This is a genomic window from Pseudomonas sp. SZ40, assembly GCF_052958135.1.
Genome location: NZ_JBQWIF010000027.1, coordinates 45834 through 61846 on the forward strand (window position 1 = coordinate 45834; position 16013 = coordinate 61846).

At 57.4% G+C, this 16013-nt stretch carries 14 protein-coding genes; 9 read left to right on the forward strand and 5 right to left on the reverse strand.

All coding sequences use genetic code 11. The features are described from left to right. Positions 1 to 71 precede the first annotated feature (71 nt). Positions 72 to 1130, reverse strand: a complete 1059-nt coding sequence (locus ACT9T4_RS19315; protein ID WP_499118489.1) for an ABC transporter substrate-binding protein — start codon at positions 1128 to 1130, stop codon at positions 72 to 74. Positions 1131 to 1511: 381 nt separating this feature from the next. Here ACT9T4_RS19315 and ACT9T4_RS19320 point away from each other — a divergent pair, with 381 nt between their 5' ends. From ACT9T4_RS19320 to ACT9T4_RS19350, 7 genes are all read left to right on the forward strand, one after another. Continuing rightward, the gene (locus ACT9T4_RS19320; protein ID WP_499118490.1) at positions 1512 to 3662 is read left to right on the forward strand and encodes a TonB-dependent siderophore receptor; all 2151 of its coding nucleotides are present in this window, start codon (positions 1512 to 1514) and stop codon (positions 3660 to 3662) included. A 293-nt stretch (positions 3663 to 3955) separates the two neighbouring features. Beyond that, positions 3956 to 4789: an HAD family acid phosphatase gene (locus tag ACT9T4_RS19325; protein ID WP_179537787.1), complete on the forward strand. Its 834-nt coding sequence runs from the start codon at positions 3956 to 3958 to the stop codon at positions 4787 to 4789. A 546-nt stretch (positions 4790 to 5335) separates the two neighbouring features. Continuing rightward, entirely contained in the window at positions 5336 to 5509 is a 174-nt protein-coding gene (locus ACT9T4_RS19330; protein ID WP_156152666.1) for a hypothetical protein, read from the forward strand. Positions 5510 to 5535: 26 nt separating this feature from the next. Next, entirely contained in the window at positions 5536 to 8451 is a 2916-nt protein-coding gene (locus tag ACT9T4_RS19335) for a ribonucleoside-diphosphate reductase subunit alpha (RefSeq protein WP_042552773.1), read from the forward strand. A 315-nt stretch (positions 8452 to 8766) separates the two neighbouring features. Beyond that, a complete protein-coding gene (locus ACT9T4_RS19340; protein ID WP_042552772.1) occupies positions 8767 to 10020 on the forward strand; it encodes a ribonucleotide-diphosphate reductase subunit beta in 1254 nt (417 codons plus the stop codon). A 53-nt stretch (positions 10021 to 10073) separates the two neighbouring features. Beyond that, positions 10074 to 10901: a BRO-N domain-containing protein gene (locus ACT9T4_RS19345; RefSeq protein ID WP_499118493.1), complete on the forward strand. Its 828-nt coding sequence runs from the start codon at positions 10074 to 10076 to the stop codon at positions 10899 to 10901. A gap of 1 nt (position 10902) precedes the next feature. Beyond that, positions 10903 to 11787 carry a BstA C-terminal domain-containing protein gene (locus tag ACT9T4_RS19350; RefSeq protein WP_499118494.1) on the forward strand — a complete coding sequence of 295 codons (885 nt, stop codon included), beginning with the start codon at positions 10903 to 10905 and terminating at the stop codon, positions 11785 to 11787. 458 nt (positions 11788 to 12245) lie between these two features. On the opposite strand, the gene ACT9T4_RS19355 is transcribed toward ACT9T4_RS19350, so the two are convergent. The 4 genes from ACT9T4_RS19355 to ACT9T4_RS19370 form a co-directional block, all read right to left on the reverse strand. After that, positions 12246 to 13079, reverse strand: coding sequence for a hypothetical protein (locus ACT9T4_RS19355; RefSeq protein ID WP_499118496.1), 834 nt, complete (start codon positions 13077 to 13079; stop codon positions 12246 to 12248). Positions 13080 to 13178: 99 nt separating this feature from the next. Beyond that, positions 13179 to 13661, reverse strand: coding sequence for a DUF6985 domain-containing protein (locus ACT9T4_RS19360; RefSeq protein WP_499118498.1), 483 nt, complete (start codon positions 13659 to 13661; stop codon positions 13179 to 13181). A gap of 147 nt (positions 13662 to 13808) precedes the next feature. Then, positions 13809 to 13994: a DUF1289 domain-containing protein gene (locus tag ACT9T4_RS19365; protein ID WP_499118499.1), complete on the reverse strand. Its 186-nt coding sequence runs from the start codon at positions 13992 to 13994 to the stop codon at positions 13809 to 13811. After that, complete coding sequence (locus tag ACT9T4_RS19370; protein WP_179540017.1) at positions 13978 to 14313, reverse strand: hypothetical protein; 336 nt, start codon at positions 14311 to 14313, stop codon at positions 13978 to 13980. The genes ACT9T4_RS19365 and ACT9T4_RS19370 overlap by 17 nt, the downstream gene beginning before the upstream one ends. Positions 14314 to 14463: 150 nt before the next feature. Between ACT9T4_RS19370 and ACT9T4_RS19375 the strand changes: the two genes are divergently transcribed. Next, positions 14464 to 15156, forward strand: a complete 693-nt coding sequence (locus ACT9T4_RS19375) for a GNAT family N-acetyltransferase (RefSeq protein ID WP_499118500.1) — start codon at positions 14464 to 14466, stop codon at positions 15154 to 15156. Between the two features lie 96 nt (positions 15157 to 15252). Then, positions 15253 to 15993, forward strand: a complete 741-nt coding sequence (locus ACT9T4_RS19380) for a hypothetical protein (protein ID WP_499118502.1) — start codon at positions 15253 to 15255, stop codon at positions 15991 to 15993. Positions 15994 to 16013: the final 20 nt, after the last annotated feature.

Below are 16013 nucleotides of genomic sequence, written 5' to 3' on the forward strand. Positions count from 1 at the left end.
GTCAGAGCAGCAGAAGGAACGCCTGCAAGCCGCCCTTCAGGCTGAGCAACGGACGGACGAGAGGATGGCGTTCAGCGACGGGCGGCGACCGCAGGTGCCGCGTTCAGCGCCGTGTCCAGGAAGCGTGGGTCGGCCCACTCGGCGACCTTGAAACCCTTGCGGATCAGACGCTGCTCGACAGCCAGATCGACCCCGGCCTGCAACCTGGCCAGGAATTCGGCATCCAGGCGCGGGTCGAACATCCGCTGCACGTCGCTGGCGTCGAGATCGCTCTGCAGCAGGGTGCGCGGGTAACCGGACAAATCGGCGACCAGCTCCACGTAAGCCTGCTTGTTGGCCTCATCACGCAGCCATCGCACCGCCTGCTGCTGGGCCTCGATCAGGCGCTGGACGACTTCAGGGTGGCGATCGACGAAGCCACCGGCGCCTACCAGCATCGCCTGTACACTGCCGGCACCGCCCAGATCGTCGGTGCTCAAAGGCAGCTCGGCCAGGCCACGCTGCTGCAGAGAGATCAGATTGGCGCCGCCCCAGGTGGCGTCGATCTGCTTGGCCGCCAAGGCGGCCGACGACGCATTGCCGTCCAGGTTGATCACCTGCAGGTCACGCTCGCGCAGGCCCTGACTGGCCAGTGCCTGAGCGAAGGACAACTGGTAGGCCGTACCCCGGAAGATCGCCACTCGTTTGCCGCGCAGATCAGCCAGGCTCTTCACCGCAGAACCAGGCACCACGCCCAGATACATACGAATATCGCGGGCGGTCGCACTCAGTAGTCGGGTATCGAGCCCACTGGCCTTGCCAACGATGGATGCCATGTCGCCCAGATACGCTAGATCCACCTGGCCGTTGGCCAGCGCCTCGTTGACCACTGGCCCGGCGCCCTTGAAGAAACTCCACTGTATGGAAATGCCATCCGCCGCGAACTCTTTCTCCAGAACCTGCTGACTGCGCAGCACATCGACGATGCCACCGCCACTGTGCTTGCCACTGGCGCTGAGATCCGGAACGGCGATGCGGATCTCCTTGAGCGGCGGTTCCGCCAGCACGGCCGTGCAGGCAGTCAGAGCCAGCAGCCCGGTAAATAGGGACGCAAGTACCCTGCGCAAACCAGTATCGAACCTGTGTTTCATGTAATGACGCTCCTGAACCATCGAGACCGCGACCGCCCGAGGCCACGGCTACAGCCATGAAGGCACAGGCTCCTATGCTTGCTTAAATAATAAAAAAGCAGCCGTTATGAACATTGGGAAATAAGCCACCAACGATGGGCCATCCGCCGCAGATACCTTGCACGCATAAAAAATATGATGCGAAGGCATTGGCCAACGCCTTGGCATCCATGTGCAATGGCCGGCTAACTCCCCTCGCCCGTCCTTTCGCTTCTCGAACGTGGCAAGTGCTCGGCCGATAAGCGACAATGCCGCCCCGCCAAGCGATGGCCGCCCTGTGCCGACAAAAATCGCCCGCGTACCGGATAGCCAATCGCCGACCTCCGCACCCAAGGAACTTGCATGGCCCTGCCTCGCCCGCGTTTTGCCCCGACCCTGCTCGCCATTGCGCTGAGCCCGACGCTGTCATGGGCTGCCGACTCGGTGGTCGCCCTCGACGCCACCACCATCGAAGATCAGGCCGGTGACAGCTATCAAGCACGCGGCGCCACGGTCGGAGGCTTCACGGAGACACCGCTGCTCGATACCCCCGCATCGGTTTCGGTGGTCACCCGGCAGTTGCTCGACGACCAGCAGGCGCGCCTGCTCAGCGATGTGCTGAAGAACGATGCGTCGGTGGGCGAAGCCTATGCCCCGATCGGTTACTACGAGAACTTCGTGGTGCGCGGTTTCTCGCTGAATGCCGCCAACAGCTACCGGGTCAATGGTCGCAGCGTGGTCGGCGAACAGAACGTGGCACTGGAGAACAAGCAGCAGGTCGAGTTGCTCAAGGGGTTGTCCGGCCTGCAGAGCGGCGTGGTCGAGCCCGGCGGGCTGGTCAACTACGTGACCAAGCGTACCGAGCAAGTGCGCTCGCTGAGCGTGGCCAGCAATCAGGATGGCGAGCGCTATATCGCCGCCGACCTCGGTCACTGGTTTGGCAACGAGCAGGAGCTGGGCCTGCGCCTCAACCTGGCCCACGAGGACATTCGCTCCTTCGTCGAGCATGCCGACGGCAAGCGCGACTTCATCTCCCTGGCGCTGGACTGGAACCTGTCGCCCAACGCCACGCTGCAACTCGACGCCGAATACCAGACCCGCGAGCAGCGCTCGGTCGCCGGGTATCAATTGCTTGGCGGCACTCAGGTGCCGAGCGGCGTCGACCCGGATAAACGCCTGGGCCATCAGAGCTGGTCGAAGCCGGTAGGTATCGACTCACTGAACCTGGGCGGGCGTTTCGAATATCGCTTCGACGACAACTGGAAAGCCGCCATCGATGCCTCGCGCAGCCAGGTGGTGATCGACGACTACAGCAGCTTTCCGTATGGCTGCAGCCCGGACTCCGGGTGCAGCGACTGGCTTGCACACTTCAGCCCGGAAGGCGGCTACGACATCTACGACTACCGCAGCCCGGACGACACCCGCCGCCATGACGAACTGCAGGCCACGCTATCGGGCGCCTTCACTACGGGCACGATCGGCCACGAGCTGACCGTAGGCAGCAGTGCACTGCGTCGCACGGTGGATCGTCGCAGTTCGGTAAACGTGCCAATCGGTACCGGCAACATCAATGAAGACGTTGCCGACTTCGCCCCGACCGACGTCCCGCTCAACCCCAAGAATCGCCGACTCGACAGCCGCCAGTACGGCCTGTTCTTCAGCGACCGCATCAGCTTCGACGAGCACTGGCAGGTGCTGCTCGGCGGGCGTCAGGTGCGTCTGGACGAAGAAGCCTTCACCAGCAGCGGCATCAGTGACCGCCGCACCCGGCGCAGCGAATTGCTGCCCAATGCCGCGCTGCTCTACAAGCCGCAGGCCGACACCACCTTGTATGTGAGCTACAGCAAGGGCCTGTCCCTGGGCGGCGAAGCGCCGTGGTTCACCACCAACGATGGCGAAATTCTCGCGCCGACCATTTCCCGCCAGCTGGAAGCAGGCTTCAAACGTGACTGGCAGGGCCTGAGCCTGGGCGCAGCGCTGTTCCGTATCGACCAGGCGCTGCAATACAGCCGCCCCAACGACGATGGCACCCTGACCTACGTGCAGCAGGGCAAGCAGCGCAATATCGGCCTGGAGCTCTCCGCCAGCGGACAGGCCGCCCGCGATCTGCAACTGTCGGCCAGCGCTGCGGTGATTCGCGCCCGAGCGATCGACAGCGGCACCGAAGCCTATGAAGGCCATCAGGCGGTCAACGTACCGCGCGTGCGCGCCAGCCTGTCGGCCGATTACCGGATCCCCGGCGTCCAGGGCCTGTCGCTGCTCGGCGGCCTGCAGTACAGCGGCAGCAAGTACGCCAACCCGAGCGGCACGGTGAAGGTCGCCGACTACACGGTATTCAACCTCGGCAGCCGTTACACCACGCGTATAGAAGGCTATGAAACGGTATTGCGCCTGACCGTCGACAACCTGTTCGACAAACGCTACTGGCGCGACACCGGCGCCTACCAGGGCGATGGCTACCTGTTCCCGGGCGACCCACGCACCGCACGCCTGTCCGCAACCGTGAGTTTCTGACGCAACGTTTAACCTGTGGGAATGGGCCATGCCCGTGATTTCGCGGGCGTGGCCCGCTACCACAATGAACCGCTGAGAGCCGTAGGGTGGGCTTCAGCCCACCAATATGGCGCGCAACGCGCAAATGTGGCCGTCCGCTACCGACGTTTTGCGGCCGTTTCATCTGAACCAGTGCCGTAGGGTGGGCTTCAGCCCACCAATATGGCGCGCAACGCGCAAATATGGCCGTCCGCTACCGACGTTTTGCGGCCGTTTCATCTGAACCAGTGTCGGAAACACAAGGAGCATCCCAAATGCGTGGCACGCCATCGTTATTGACCTTCTGCTTGCTGGCAAGCCTGCTGACTGGCTGCCAGCAAACACCCAAACCGCATGATCAGCTCGACGCGGTACTGTGGACGCAAACCTCCATCGAGCACGAGCTGCTCTATCGCCAGGTCTACGCCGCCGCGACCCGTCAGTTGCAACCTGCGCTGGCCGATCCGCACTGGGATGCCCTGGCACAACCGCCGCGCAACCTGGCGGGCCTGCCGCCCGCGCTGATCGTCGATATCGACGAAACGCTGCTCGACAACACGCCCGTGAATGCCAAGTCGGTAGTCGATGGCGGCCCTTATGACTACGCCGAATGGTATCGCTGGGTGGCCAAGGCCGAAGCCCGCGCCCTGCCCGGCTCGGTAGCCTTCCTGCAGGCGGCTGCCAAGCTTGGCATCAGCGCCTATTACCTGACCAATCGCGAGCCCGGCCAGGAAGCCGACACCCTGCGCAACTTGCGCCAGGCGGGTTTCCCCATCGCGGACGAAGGGCAAATCCTCACTGCGGGAACCGCCATCGGCGGTTGCCAGAGCGCCGGGTCGGACAAGACCTGTCGCCGCCAGTGGGTCGGCGAGCGCGCTCGGGTTCTGCTGCTGGTAGGCGACAGCTACGGCGACTTCATCGCCGCGCCCAATCGCCTGGGCGAACAACGCCAGAGCGTAGCGCCCTATCAGGCCTGGTTCGGCCAGCGCTGGTTCCTGTTGCCCAACCCAACCTATGGCGGCTGGTACACCGCACCCTATGGAGATCGCGATGAACTGCCGGACGCGCAGAAACGCGCCCTGAAACACAGGGCGCTGATCCTGCCCTGAAAGCGATCGGATCCATGCATACCGTCGGTGGGGCGCGTGCCGAGGGCGAGCTGCGGCGCATTTGCATATTGCAGGCCAACGTTCACGAATAAACCCTACATATTGTGTTTATGTGACGAAGTGAATTTCCCTCGCCGGCCCCGGAAAAAAAACTGCCTGCGGCAATCGGGCCGCCAACTCTGCCATCGCCAGTATTCATGGGCTTTTGCGCCACTTACCCCGCATTAACCCACAGATTTATCCACAGGCCTTAGGGGTTGCCTTAGCTCCCCCATCGCACTATCTTGTATCCCCAGCTCGCCAAACACCTACATGTTGGGTTTTTGGCCAAAATGGACCCAAGCATAGATGCCCTGAAAAAGTCCATGCCCAGAGTCGTTTCGGTGCACTGAACGGTCACCGGCCATCGCACTCCGGCAAGCAGATACACAGCGTCACCGAACGACCCAGGTCGGTCGGCCCATACAGAACACCGCTCGCCACGCTTGCACCGGCAACACTACATCTAGTGACCGCGCGCAGCAGGAAGCACAGGTTAAGCCAGGGATGAAGCGTTCCGGCATCGAAACAGTACCGACTGCCGCTGTGCATGAAGCCAGCCAGTCCATCAACGCCTTTTTGCAACACCCTGCTGCCAGCCTTGTGCAGGCCTCAGGCTTTGTCGATTGGAATGAAAGCCAGGTACCACGTAACGATCAGCGGCAGAACGCTCACCTCTGAAAATTTCATTGATCATGGAGACCTTCATGCATACCGACACCACCCGCGAGAACCCTCAGGCCCAGGCGCCTCAGGGTGAAGACGCCAACCAGGCACTGGCTGCGACCGCACCAGGCCAACTGCGTGTGATCAAGCGTAACGGCACCGTCGTGCCGTACACCGGTGACAAGATCACCGTCGCCATCACCAAGGCGTTTCTCGCAGTGGAAGGTGGCAATGCCGCCGCCTCCTCGCGTATCCATGACACCGTTGCCCGTCTGACCGAGCAGGTCACCGCGACCTTCAAGCGTCGCATGCCGTCGGGCGGCACCATCCACATCGAAGAGATCCAGGATCAGGTCGAACTGGCCCTGATGCGCTCCGGCGAACAGAAAGTTGCCCGCGACTACGTGATCTACCGCGAAGGCCAGGCCAACAAGCGCAAGACCACCGACGCCGCCGATGGCATCGCTCAGCCGCACCCGAGCATCCGCGTGACCCTGGCTGACGGCAGCCTGGCACCGCTGGACATGGGTCGCCTCAACACCATCGTCACCGAAGCCTGTGAAGGCCTGCTGGAAGTCGACGGCGCGCTGATCCAGAAAGAAACCCTGAAGAACCTGTACGACGGCGTTGCCCAGAAAGACGTCAACACCGCGCTGGTGATGACCTCCCGCACCCTGGTCGAGCGTGAGCCGAACTACAGCTACGTCACCGCCCGCCTGCTGATGGACAACATCCGCGCCGAAGGCCTGAGCTTCCTCAACGTCGCCGCCAGCGCCACTCACCACGAGATGGCCGAGCTGTACGCCAAGGCCCTGCCCGCCTACGTCGAAGCTGGCGTCGAGTTCGAACTGCTCGATCCGAAACTGAAAACCTACGACCTGGAAAAACTGGGCAAGGCGATCAACCACGAGCGTGACCAGCAGTTCACCTACCTGGGCCTGCAGACCCTGTACGACCGTTACTTCATCCACAAGGACGGCATCCGTTTCGAACTGCCCCAGGTGTTCTTCATGCGCGTGGCCATGGGCCTGGCCATCGAAGAGCCGAAGAACCGCGAAGACCGCGCCATCGAGTTCTACAACCTGCTGTCGTCGTTCGACTACATGGCCTCCACGCCGACCCTGTTCAACGCCGGCACCCTGCGTCCGCAGCTGTCCAGCTGCTACCTGACCACCGTGCCTGACGACCTGGGCGGCATCTACGATGCCATCCGCGACAACGCCCTGCTGAGCAAATTCGCCGGCGGCCTGGGCAACGACTGGACTCCGGTTCGCTCGCTGGGCGCCTACATCAAGGGCACCAACGGCAAATCCCAGGGCGTCGTGCCGTTCCTCAAAGTGGTCAACGACACCGCCGTGGCGGTCAACCAGGGCGGCAAGCGCAAAGGCGCCGTGTGTGCCTACCTGGAAACCTGGCACATGGACATCGAAGAGTTCATCGAGCTGCGCAAGAACACCGGTGATGACCGTCGCCGTACCCACGACATGAACACCGCCAACTGGATCCCGGATCTGTTCATGAAGCGCGTCTTCGACGACGGCCAGTGGACCCTGTTCTCGCCAAGCGAAGTGCCGGATCTGCACGACCTGACCGGCAAGGCCTTCGAAGAGCGCTACGAGTACTACGAAGCCCTGACCGAGTACCCGGGCAAGATCAAACTGTTCAAGACCATCCAGGCCAAAGACCTGTGGCGCAAAATGCTCTCGATGCTGTTCGAGACCGGCCACCCGTGGCTGACCTTCAAGGACCCATGCAACCTGCGCAGCCCGCAGCAGCACGTGGGCGTGGTACACAGCTCCAACCTGTGCACCGAGATCACCCTGAACACCAACAAGGACGAGATCGCCGTCTGCAACCTGGGCTCGATCAACCTGCCGAACCACATCACTGACGGCAAGCTGGACACCGCCAAGCTGGCGCGCACCGTGAAGACCGCCGTGCGCATGCTCGATAACGTCATCGACATCAACTACTACTCGGTGCCGCAAGCGCGCAACTCCAACTTCAAGCACCGTCCGGTCGGTCTCGGCATCATGGGCTTCCAGGACGCGCTGTACCTGCAGCACATCCCGTACGGTTCCGACGCCGCCGTCGACTTCGCCGACAAGTCCATGGAAGCGGTCAGCTACTACGCCATCCAGGCTTCCTGTGACCTGGCCGACGAGCGTGGCGCCTACGAAACCTTCCAGGGTTCGCTGTGGAGCAAGGGCGTTCTGCCGCTGGATTCCCAGCAGATCCTCATCGAGGCCCGTGGCCAGAAGTACATCGACGTCGACCTGAACGAAACCCTGGACTGGGCACCGGTGCGTGCTCGCGTGCAGAAAGGCATTCGTAACTCGAACATCATGGCCATCGCGCCGACCGCGACCATCGCCAACATCACCGGCGTGTCGCAGTCCATCGAGCCGACCTACCAGAACCTGTACGTGAAATCGAACCTGTCGGGCGAATTCACCGTGATCAACCCCTACCTGGTTCGCGACCTCAAGGCGCGCGGCCTGTGGGACTCGGTCATGATCAACGACCTCAAGTACTACGACGGCTCCGTGCAGCAGATCGAGCGCATCCCGCAAGAACTGAAAGACCTGTACGCCACCGCCTTCGAAGTCGACACCAAGTGGATCGTCGATGCCGCCAGCCGTCGCCAGAAGTGGATCGACCAGGCGCAATCGCTGAACCTGTACATCGCCGGCGCCTCGGGCAAGAAGCTCGACGTGACCTACCGCATGGCCTGGTACCGTGGTCTGAAAACCACCTACTACCTCCGTGCCCTGGCCGCGACCAGCACCGAGAAATCGACCATCAACACCGGCAAGCTCAACGCCGTGTCCAGTGGTGGCGACCAGGGCCTCAGCGCAGCACCTGCTGCCGCGCCGGCCACCCAGGCCTCCCCTGGCCCGGCTCCGGTTCCGAAGGCGTGCGCCATCGACGAGCCGGATTGCGAAGCCTGCCAGTAAGAGTTTGTTCACGGCCTTGCGAGCTAGAGCGATACAAGGCAAAAACAAGCGAGGAAGCGGAGTTTACGAGTGGTAAATGAGCATCCGAGCTTGTTTTTAACGCAGTAGCGCCGACGCGCAGCAGGTCGTGGACGGACTCTTAAAGGTACCAGCCGGGTTGCAGCCTTCACTGCAACCCGGCACCGATAACGCGAAGCCAGGCGCAGCCCTGGCAATAATCAGCCGTAGCGCTCTGCGTGCACCGCGAGCCACCGACGATTAGCCACTATCCACACAGGCCGGCTCTCACGCCGACCCTCTAGCAGGAGCCAACCCATGCTGAGCTGGGATGAATTCGACAAGGAAGACGGCGCTGAAGCTGCCGCTCCGAAACAGACCGCCGCACAAGCCAGTGCCGACATGAGCCTGGAAAGGCTCAACCAGGTCGGCGACGCCGCCGCCCTCGAAGCCCGTGCCATCGACGCCAATGACTCCGATGCCATTGCCCGTGCGAAAAAGGCCCTGAACGACCTCGACATCCAGGAAGGCCTGGACGAGCTCGAAGGCACCTCCGCACGCGTGGAAGTCGGCGACAAGCAGATGATCAACGCCCGTGCCGACCTCAACCAGCTCGTACCCTTCAAGTACGACTGGGCCTGGCAGAAGTATCTGGATGGTTGCGCCAACCACTGGATGCCGCAGGAAGTGAACATGAACGCCGACATCGCCCTGTGGAAATCCACAGACGGTCTCAGCGAAGACGAGCGCCGCATCGTCATGCGCAACCTCGGCTTCTTCTCCACCGCCGACAGCCTGGTTGCCAACAACCTGGTACTGGCCGTGTACCGCCTGATCACCAACCCCGAGTGCCGCCAGTACATCCTGCGCCAGGCCTTCGAGGAAGCGATCCACACCCACGCCTACCAGTACTGCATCGAATCGCTGGGCATGGATGAAGGCGAAATCTTCAACATGTACCACGAGATCCCAAGCGTCGCGAAGAAAGCCTCCTGGGGCCTCAAGTACACCCGCTCGATCTCCGATCCCAAGTTCGAAACCGGCACCCCGGAAACCGATCGCCAGTTCCTCAAGAACCTGATCGCCTACTACTGCGTACTGGAAGGCATCTTCTTCTACTGCGGCTTCACCCAGATCCTCTCCATGGGCCGCCGCAACAAGATGACCGGCACCGCCGAGCAGTTCCAGTACATCCTGCGCGACGAATCCATGCACCTGAACTTCGGTATCGACGTGATCAACCAGATCAAGATCGAGAACCCGAGCCTGTGGGACGCGCAGATGAAAGACGAAGCGACCCAGATGATTCTGCAGGGCGCCCAGCTGGAAATCGAATATGCCCGCGACACCATGCCCCGCGGCGTGCTCGGCATGAACGCCGCGATGATGGAGGACTACCTCAAATTCATCGCCAACCGCCGCCTGACCCAAATCGGCCTGAAAGAAGAATACCCAGGCGCCAGCAACCCCTTCCCATGGATGAGCGAGATCATGGACTTGAAGAAAGAGAAGAACTTCTTCGAGACCCGCGTGATCGAGTATCAGACTGGTGGGGCGTTGAGCTGGGATTGATATCAGTTTGAAATCACGCTAGATTCACCCAACACCTGCCATGGATGTTGGGAATGAAGCTGAATAAAAAGCCCCGCCTAGTGCGGGGCTTTTTATTAGGAAAAATAATGCACACCCCAATATTACTTGACTATCACGCTCAACATGGCTCGTCAAAAATAAGAAGCCTGTATATTCAAGAGAATCTCTACATCTCCTTAGAAGATGTAGTCCTCACTCTTGCAAAAACAAATAGTAGTCATAGAGAGCAAAATAAAACAGGACTAGGAAGCCTAATAAAAGCTCAGCTAGAAGTTTTAGACAGCGATGAGTACAAACACTTTCCAGCGGACTTTAAAAACACTAACGAACTAAGAACTGAAGTTTTTATAACTGAACCAGGGCTATATAGAATAATATCGAGAGACAGCACTCCCGCAAGCAAACTATTCCAACGGTGGATTTTTCACGAAGTCATCCCATCCGTACGCAAACATGGCACATACCCACCACCAGTAAAACATGGCGACTCAGAAATAATGTCGCTTGCTCAAAGTCTAGCCCAACATACGAACCTATTAATAAAAGAAATTGCAGAAAGAGAACGTCTAGCGGAAGAGACACGTCTCCGATTTAAAGAAACAGAGCGACAGCTTGAGGAAATAAATCAAAAGATTGAAACAATATCGCTGCCGGATGGCAATTCAGATCTCACTGATGTAGAAAATTATTGCAAAGATAAAAATCTTGTCATTGACCAAAATCACCTGAGAGCAATGTGCGCCAAGCTTTGCCTTGAACAAGGTATAGCGTCTATAAAGAAAACCAATACAACCCTTCCAATGGATAATCTCTATCCTTCCCTACTGATTTGCGCAGCCGAGAAACTAATAAGGAGCTGAAATGAATACAGTAACTCACACTCAGTTACCACTAGAGCTGCCCTCTGCTTCATTCGGAGAGATTGACGGCATTCAGATGGGAGTACTGAATGACACAACGCCTTATTTAACTGAGCGTGGCCTAGCAAGGCTTTGCGGCGTCAATCCAAAGACAATTAGCGACCTCGCAAACAATTGGGAAGAAGAAACATTCAAACCTAGAGGAAAGAGAATAAAGCAACTATTAACCCAACAAGAATTCAATGCCGACCGAATCGTAATAAAGACAGAGCAAAATGGACAAAAAATCAGTGCTTACCCGGACGTGGTATGCATGGCTATACTTGAATACTACGCTTTTGACTCCGACAGCACTGATGCACAAACAGCACAAAGAAATTACCGCCTACTTGCTCGAAAAACATTACGCAATTTCATATACGAAAGCGTAGGCTTTTCACCAGAAAAACTTAAGCTTGACTCGTGGCGGCACTATCACGACAGAATACTGCTTAACAAACTACCTGCGGGCTACTTTAGCGTATTCAGAGAAATTGCTGACATTGTAATTTCAGCTATTGAGTCAGGACTAATAATAGACACCCATACCGTCCCAGATATCAGCGTGGGACAAATGTGGGCAAAGCACTGGGCATCTGCCAATCTAGAGTCCGTTCATGGAAGCAGAAAAAAACATCCCCATGAATACCCAGACTATTTTCCTCAGTCAGCTGCAAGGACGGAGGCAAACATCTACCCACTCAGCGCACTCGGCGAGTTTCGAATCTGGTTAGAAAGCATCTATCTCCCTCAAAAATTCCCTGCTTATCTTCAGAAGAAGATAACACAGGGATTAATTCCTCAAAACACAGCAGGCGCCCTACTTATATCCTTAAAAAGAAGTTAGCTTAATAATTCCTAAGCTAGATTTTTTGACTGATCGTTCCCACACCACGCGTGGGAAGTCCACTTGATGCTCTAAGTCGATCAATAACCAATTCAACGAGTAGGATGGCAACGCGAAGCTTGTCCACCATGGTTCAAAACGGAAAAGGAGGCAGATTTATTTTCTCCGTCGTCCTCTCCTACCGTTTTCGCCCTTACGGCGAGTCACTTTCTCTTTGCTCGCGCGAAAGAGAAAGTAACCAAAGAGAAAGCGCCCGGCATCCGGGTTTCGCTACGCTCAACTCCCCTGGTTCCGGCACTGTTCCGAGGGTCGTCACGGTGGGCTATCCCTGCCTAGGCGGCCCCGGCCATTGCTCCTCGTTTGGCATCCATGCTAAACGCCCCTCTCCACAGCACCTCCACTTGACCTCCTGACGGGTCTCGGACACCGCGGCGCTAAACGCCCCACATTCGCCATAGTTACTCATTAGGAGCCTCTGAATTACTGCAGACTTTACCAGCACACTCTCTTTTGGCGTTCAAATAATAAATAACCGGAGGTTTAGTCATCACAACAGGGCCATCCTTTGTCATAAGCCCATACAAATCGCCTGAGGCAGCAATTATACGAACATTTATTTTTTCCGGCAGAGACTCATCTTCCAAATGCGCAGTCCGAATCGGCACACACCTATTCCAATAATCAGACTCATCCCCGCAAAGATTCTTCTCATAGAAGGACATGAGGCTTTTGCCGACATATTTCCCATGAGAGACCCCAACTGCTGGAAACAGCACCCAGACAAGCAAGAACAAAGGAACAAAGACCATGAATACAAGCGCAAAATATGAAGCAATGAAACCCCAAAAAGCCTGTTCCTTAATCATTAGCCACTTCGTGACCTTATAGACCACAGGCCATTTCCTACCGAAAGCAACCAACTTCCGAAGTCTTTTTACCCTTGATAATTTAGGCCGCACCTTCTTGGCTGGCCCATTTAATGCTATCCAAAGTCTAACTACCACATAAGCTGCAATCATGACAGCCGGCATAAATGAGGATGTAAATTTCATCCATACATTCACCGTACTAACCCCAAGCTCGCGACTCGCAAAATATGTCCACAACCTCGCTTCAGACCATTCAATTGGAAATAGAAGCACATCTAGCCCCAAGGCTTTAATATACCCCTCATAATATGCCAATCCATATATATAAAGAGCATTACCAACCAGCCCCGACCCAAGAATTACTAGCAACGTCTTTTTAAAGATTTGCTGAACAACGCTCTCAACATCTATGCCTTTCCTCATACATTTACCTTAACGCTTTACTCGATTAAAGATTATTTTTTGATCGTATCCACGCTCTGCGTGATTACACAGCGATTCAAACCCTCTTCACCGCTCGAACTAACCTAGCAAGAAATCTTGGGTATCTACGGACTCTACTTCGCCGTCGACAACAAGAACACCTATACCAAGTTCCGGATCGAATATTGAATCAAAGATAAATCCTACTTGGCGCGTAACAGAATCGAAAGGATGCATAAATTTTATATATTTTAGAAAAACCAAACCACGCATATCGGAAACACTATTGACTCTAGGTGCTTTGACTTCTACTTCATCAAAATCGAAACACGACCTGAATGCTTCGATGTTATCCAGGTAATAGAGATACACCGCTTCTTCAACAGCTGCACAGATCGATTGCTTATTAGAAGATAACTCACGAAGTGCCGAGCGTTGCTCTTCACAAATGGGATTTCCATCAAATGTCTGGACAATCCACTCAGCCTCGGAAGCACCTCCAAATAAAATGATATCGAAGCGCCTGGTCAAAACACCATCGGAGTTCATGACACCAAAATCGTTGTCTACGTCGACGTCCACTGTAAAGCCTCCAAAAAGCTTTCAGGTAGTAGTCAGGGCAAGCATCTTCATGGAGCAACCCAATCGCAAGCCTAGGCTGCCAGCTACTTAAAGCTCCAAGTCCGTAGTACTCGACGATATGTCCACCAGAGCATAGGTACGATCAACTTATTTGCCTTTCTTCTTGGCAATCGCCTTCATCCGCGCCGCCGCCTTCTGCACGGTGGCCATCTTCTCGGGGCGTTTCATGCCGCGCCATTTACGGATTTCCTCTCGGGTGCGCCCGCAGCTCACGCACAGTTCACTGTTGAGCTGGCACAGCGACACGCAGGGATTTTCAATGTCCTTGGCCACGTTTGCCCCTTGCCGGCTGCTCGACCGAAAACGTCACGTGGTCGGCGGTGCGTGTCACGCTGATACCTACCTCCTCGAAAGCAGCCAGGGTCAGCGCCAGCATTCTCGCCTTGTCCGCACAGGCGAGTGCCTTTGCCTTGTTGGCCTCGGTATCGAACATCCACGTCACGCTCAGGCTCTGCGGAAAGCGCTCGTAGTCCACGTCATGGGTGAGCCACTGGAAGCCGACGATCTCGCTCTTTGCCGTTTCGCAGGCATCTGTCAGCGTGCGAATCAGCTCGCGCTCGATGCCTGCATATTTTCGTTTCGAGGCTGCCATAAGGCCCTTCTGGGTTGGTGTTCGTTGCGGCGCCATGTTACCCGAGGTACGCGCCATGAGATGAACAGCTCGTACCCTCTCCCTTACACAACGTCAGCGGCCACACGCGTTACAATGCCGCCCGCCGTTTTATAAAGAGCCTGCCTGTCGATGTTCACCCTTACCCACCTCAATGCCACGCCGCCCGAGTCCCTCAAAGCCCAGGTGCTGCAGATGGTGGTGGACTATTTCAGTGACATCAGCCCGGTGCCGCTGACGCCCAGCAACCCGCTCTATCAGCTGTACCAATACGTGATCGGCTACGAAGTGCATCTGTACCTGCAGGCCATGGACGGTGAGGCGCACAGCCCCACGCAATTGCTGCTGGCCCTGGATGATCAGGATCCTGCCGTGGTGCTGGGTTTCGCGCTGTACCTGCCCAGCCAGGACGACGCCGAAGCCTGCACCCTCGCCTACATGGCCGTAGCGGCCAGCCATCGCCGGCGTGGTGTTGCCCGCGCCATGTTGCAACGCATCATCGAGCGCCATCCGCATATGGAGCTGGCCTGCGTGGCCGGCAAGGTGCCGACCTTCGAGACCATGGGCTTTCAGGTGCTGGCCGCACAAGGGCCGCAGGTGCTGATGAACACCCGCGACCACCGCTCCGATGGCCTGGTGGCGGTGCAGGATCTGGCGCCGGTGTTTCAGTCCACCGAGGTGCGGCAGATCCACGCCTACTTGCTCAAACAAAACGGCAAGAAGGCCATGAGCGAAGCCGAGAAACAGCGCGACTATCACCTGGATCAGCTGGCCCATCAGGCTCGTCAGCTGGTGGCAGAGCGACTTACTCCGACGCTGCACTGACGCGCTCGCACTAACGACACCTTTGTGAAATGGATCACTCACGGCCTACGGCGAGCCGTCAGAAACTGACAGCGATACCTACCTAAGGGAGCAATCATGTTCAACGATGAACAATTTCCGTCTGGACTTCTGCAAGGGACGCGGTCTGTTTTGAAATATGCAGCCGCTTGCATACTGGCGGTAATGCCCCTCTGCTCAGCCACAGCGGGCGAAGAAGAGATAAAGGGAGAACGCCAGTATCGACAAGCGGTTGAAATGCTAGAGCCGTTAGATGGGATGGTTATGGCAATGTTCAACGCCTCCAGGGCAGGCTCCCCCCCTGAAGAACTTGACGAACGGGCGGCTGCCATTTCACGGTTAGTGGCCCCAGCCGGCGAGATGCTGCAGGAGGCGTCCCGGTTCGACCACCCGATCGCGCAATATCGTCTTGCGCTGCTTCACATGTCCTTGATGCAGGGAACGGAAGACACCTGCACGTTATTGAATGAAAGCGCTGATCACGGCTTCGCGCCAGCAGCGGTTCTTCTTGCAGTGGAGTGCGTTCCCTTTGAAACCACCGCGCGCCATATGGCGCAGCTGAAAAAGGCGCCAACCGAAATAACGCGCTACACGGCGTACTACCCACAACCGACGGTTGACCTACGGTGTATTCCAAAGCGCGACGAAGGTCTCCTGCTACAGCTGGGCCAGAAAGAGGATTATCTGGCTGAGATTTATAAATTGCTTGCCGAAAGATCAGGCAGGAATACACCAGAGCGCACGCAGTACCTCAAGCAGGCCGTGGCCGCCAATGGCTGTATTTATGCAGCAAGGCGTCTTGAACGCAGACAGCCTTAATTGCAATAACAGAAAGAACG